Annotated in this window: 2 protein-coding genes; both read left to right on the top strand. The window is 47.9% G+C overall.

Going from position 1 to position 4,144, the window contains the following annotated elements; all coding sequences use genetic code 11:
• The first annotated feature begins 36 nt into the window (after positions 1 to 36).
• Complete coding sequence (locus AAC033_RS18510; protein ID WP_339740925.1) at positions 37 to 1,221, top strand: DUF4105 domain-containing protein; 1,185 nt, start codon at positions 37 to 39, stop codon at positions 1,219 to 1,221.
• A 157-nt stretch (positions 1,222 to 1,378) separates the two neighbouring features.
• Positions 1,379 to 3,961 (top strand): DNA mismatch repair protein MutS, encoded by a 2,583-nt coding sequence (gene mutS / locus AAC033_RS18505; protein WP_339740923.1) that lies wholly within the window; start codon positions 1,379 to 1,381, stop codon positions 3,959 to 3,961.
• Positions 3,962 to 4,144: the final 183 nt, after the last annotated feature.

Genomic DNA, 4,144 nt, shown 5'->3' with positions numbered 1-4,144 from the left:
GACCTGCTTTTTTGTTTTTTTTGAATAAAAAAAGTTGTGAAAAAAATCGTCCTTCCGATTGTACTTATTTTCTTTCTGGTTTTCCCGTTTTCGGGAAGGGCTCTTAATTTGAGCGATGCCGCCGAGATGAGTGTTTTAACTTGTGGCCCCAGCAAGCAGGTTCATGCGTTGTACGGACATACGGCTATCCGGGTGCAGGACCCGCAGCAGATGCTGGACGTGGTGTTTAATTACGGAGTTTTCAGCTTTAGCGCTCCTAATTTTGTGTACCGCTTTGCCAAAGGAAAAACGGATTACCTGCTGGCAACCGAGCAATTTGATCGTTTTGTTGAGAATTACAAACGAAGTGGACGGAGTATTGACGAGCAGGTTCTAAATCTGAAACCAGACGAAAAGCAACAAATGCTCGACTTTTTGATTTGGAATTCCAAACCGGAAAACCGCGAGTATCGTTACAACTTCTTTTACGATAATTGTGCGACGCGTGTGCGCGATGTGGTTGGAAATCAGGTGGAGGGTGAGCTTGTTTTTCCGGAAGGAGCGGGCTTGGATTGGACTTTTCGGAAACATGTCAACGAATATCAAAAGGTACTGCCTTGGGTAAATTTTGGCATTCACCTCACCCTAGGCAGCCCGTCGGACGAAACAGCCACAGCCTGGGAAGAAATGTTTTTGCCCGATTTTATTTTCAAGCATTTCGCGACCGCCCAAATTCAGGATGGAAATGTTAGCCGACCCTTGGTAAAGGAAACCCGCTCGCTGTTTCAACCGGACAAAAAGGAGGCCGGGTGGAACCCTCTGTCGCCGGGCGTGGTGCTTGCTATTCTCCTGTTTGTGATTTTGTTTGTGAGCTACCGCCAGTTTAAAAGCAAGCAAATTAGCGATTGGCCAGACTATATTTTGCTGTCTGTTACCGGATTGATTGGGCTGGTGTTATTGTGGTTTGTTACTTTCTCAGAACATCCGGCCATGCAAACCAATTACAATCTGTGGTGGGCCGTGCCAGCCAACCTACCTTTTATGTTTTTGTGGATGGTCAGAAAATGGCGGCCAGCCCTCCTGTGGTATTGGAAAGCACTGTCGGTTTGGCTGATGTTGTTTTTTCTGTTCAATTTTATCATTCCACAGGCTTTCCCATTGGGGTTCTACCTCATTACGCTCATGGTCCTGTGCCGCGCGCTGCTGCATAGTTTCCTGTTTTTTAGGAGAAGACAAGGTTGATTCTAATTTTTTTTGTAACAAGTTGTTGAAAAGTTTCGCTGAACAAAGCTGGACTGGTTTTCATTCTTGTAAGCACATCTTATATCTTTGTTGATCATTCAAATTAAAACCCAACTTCGATTTGTCACAATCAAAAAAATATGTTGAGACACCCTTGATGAAGCAGTATTTTGCCATCAAGGACAAGCACCCGGATGCCGTGTTGCTTTTTCGCGTAGGCGACTTTTATGAAACCTTTGGTGAAGATGCGATTAAAGCTGCCGAGATTCTGGGCATTACCCTGACCAGACGTGCCAATGGGGCGGCCAGCTATGTTGAGTTAGCCGGATTTCCGTACCATGCTCTGGATACCTATTTGCCAAAGCTGGTTCGTGCAGGACAGCGGGTGGCCATTTGCGAGCAGCTGGAAGATCCCAAAATGACCAAGAAAATTGTCAAGCGCGGAATTACCGAGCTGATCACGCCCGGCCTTTCCATCAATGACAACATCCTGGAACATCGCGAAAACAATTTTTTGGCTTCTGTTCACTTCGATAAAAAGATGGCTGGTGTGGCGTTTTTGGATATTTCAACCGGCGAATTTCTTACGGCCGAAGGTGGGTTTGAATACATCGATAAATTGCTGAATTCCTTCAAACCCAAAGAAGTGTTGTTTCAGCGGGGAAAAGGGAATGACTTTGTTGCCCTGTTTGGTGGCAAGTTTTACACCTATACAATGGATGATTGGGTTTATACCCAAGACGCGGCGATGGATCGCCTGTTGCGGCACTTTGAAACCAAATCGCTGAAAGGATTTGGAGTGCAGGATTTGAATTACGGGGTGATGGCGGCAGGTGCTATCCTACACTACCTCGACCTGACCCAGCACCACCAGGTGCAGCATATTTCTTCGCTTTCGCGGATTGAAGAAGATAAGTACGTTTGGCTCGATCGGTTTACCATTCGAAACCTGGAGCTTTTTGGCGTGATCAACGAAGGCGCCATGACCCTGGCCCAGGTGTTGGATAAAACCATTTCGCCGATGGGTTCACGGATGCTGAAGCGCTGGATAGCACTGCCGCTGAAAGAGATTTCGGCCATCAACGACCGGCTTTCGGTGGTGGAGTATTTCACCCAGCATGCGACAGAGAAAGATGAACTGTCGGACTTTATTCGACAGATCGGAGATTTGGAGCGGATCATTTCCAAGGTGGCTGTCGGGCGGATCAACCCGCGCGAAGTGGTGCAGTTGCGCAATGCTTTGCGTGCCATTGAGCCCATCAAGGATTATGCGGCAAGTGTTGATCAGCCGGTGCTCAACTGCATGGCCGAACAGCTGAATCCCTGCAAATCGATCCGCGAACGGATGGAGCGTGAGATCATGAATGACCCGCCGGTGCTGGTTAACCGGGGAAATGTGATTCAGAGTGGAATTTCGGAGGAATTGGATGAATTGCGCAAACTGGCTTATTCAGGCAAAGACTACCTGGCACAAATGCAGGAGCGCGAATCGAAACGTACAGGAATCACATCCTTAAAAATCGCCTTCAACAATGTGTTTGGCTATTACATCGAAGTTCGAAATTCGCACAAAGATAAGGTTCCCGAAGAGTGGATCAGAAAGCAGACGCTGGTGAATGCCGAGCGCTACATCACCGAGGAGCTGAAGGAATACGAAAGTAAGATCCTCGGAGCCGAGGAAAAAATATTGGCACTTGAAGTCCGTTTGTTTAACGAACTAGTTGTAGCCTTGTCCGAATACATTCAAGCTGTTCAGTTGAACGCGGCGGTGATTGCCCGCCTCGATTGCCTGCTGTCGTTTGCTACTTCAGCGGTTGAGTGCCAGTATAACCGGCCCGAGATCAATGAATCGGTGAAGATCGAAATTAAAGATGGCCGTCACCCGGTGATTGAGCAGCAACTGCCCATTGGCGAGAGCTACATCAGCAACGATGTGCTGCTGGATCAGGACGAGCAGCAGGTGATTATCATTACCGGGCCCAATATGGCGGGTAAGTCGGCTTTGCTGCGACAAACGGCTTTGATTGTCTTGATGGCTCAAATCGGATCCTTTGTGCCTGCCAAGGCAGCTAAAATTGGCTATGTCGATAAAATCTTTACCCGGGTGGGGGCTTCCGACAATATCTCGCTGGGTGAGTCCACCTTTATGGTGGAAATGAATGAGGCGGCCAGCATTTTGAACAACCTGTCGGATCGCAGCCTGATTCTGTTGGACGAGTTGGGGCGCGGAACATCAACCTACGATGGGATTTCCATTGCCTGGTCGATTGTGGAATACATTCACGAACATCCGAAAGCCAAAGCCAAAACTTTATTTGCCACCCACTATCACGAGCTGAATGAAATGGAGAAATCTTTCGGACGGGTGAAGAACTACAACGTCACTATCAAGGAAGTGGGCAATAAGGTGATTTTCTTGCGTAAGCTCGTGCGCGGTGGAAGCAATCACAGCTTCGGGATCCATGTGGCTAAAATGGCGGGAATGCCACCTTCAGTGGTTAACCGGGCCAACGAAATACTGGGGCAGCTGGAAAAAGCCAACCGGAAAGACAGTCTGGCCAAACCACTGGAGGGGATGGCAGAGCAGCGCGAGGGATTTCAGCTCAGCTTTTTTCAGCTCGACGACCCCGTGCTGAAGCAAATTCGCGACGAAATTAAAAATCTGAATATCGACAATCTGACTCCGCTGGAAGCACTGAATAAATTGCACGGAATCAAAAAGCTTTCAGGCCTGAAATAGGATTCCTGCGTGAAGCCTTAATTTCTCCGGTTTTTTTAAATATTCTTTTTGGAGAAAGAAAAATTAGCAATATATTTGCATCGCTGTTTTCGGAGGCCGAAAGCAGCACGTTCTTTAAAAAAACCACATGCGAGAGTAGCTCAGTTGGTAGAGCACGACCTTGCCAAGGTCGGGGTCGCGGGT

Origin of the sequence: uncultured Sunxiuqinia sp. (genome assembly GCF_963974515.1) — a bacterium.
Lineage (GTDB): Bacteria > Bacteroidota > Bacteroidia > Bacteroidales > Prolixibacteraceae > Sunxiuqinia.
The sequence above is the reverse complement of the archived record's forward strand: the minus strand, read 5'-3'. Positions and strand labels throughout refer to the sequence as shown.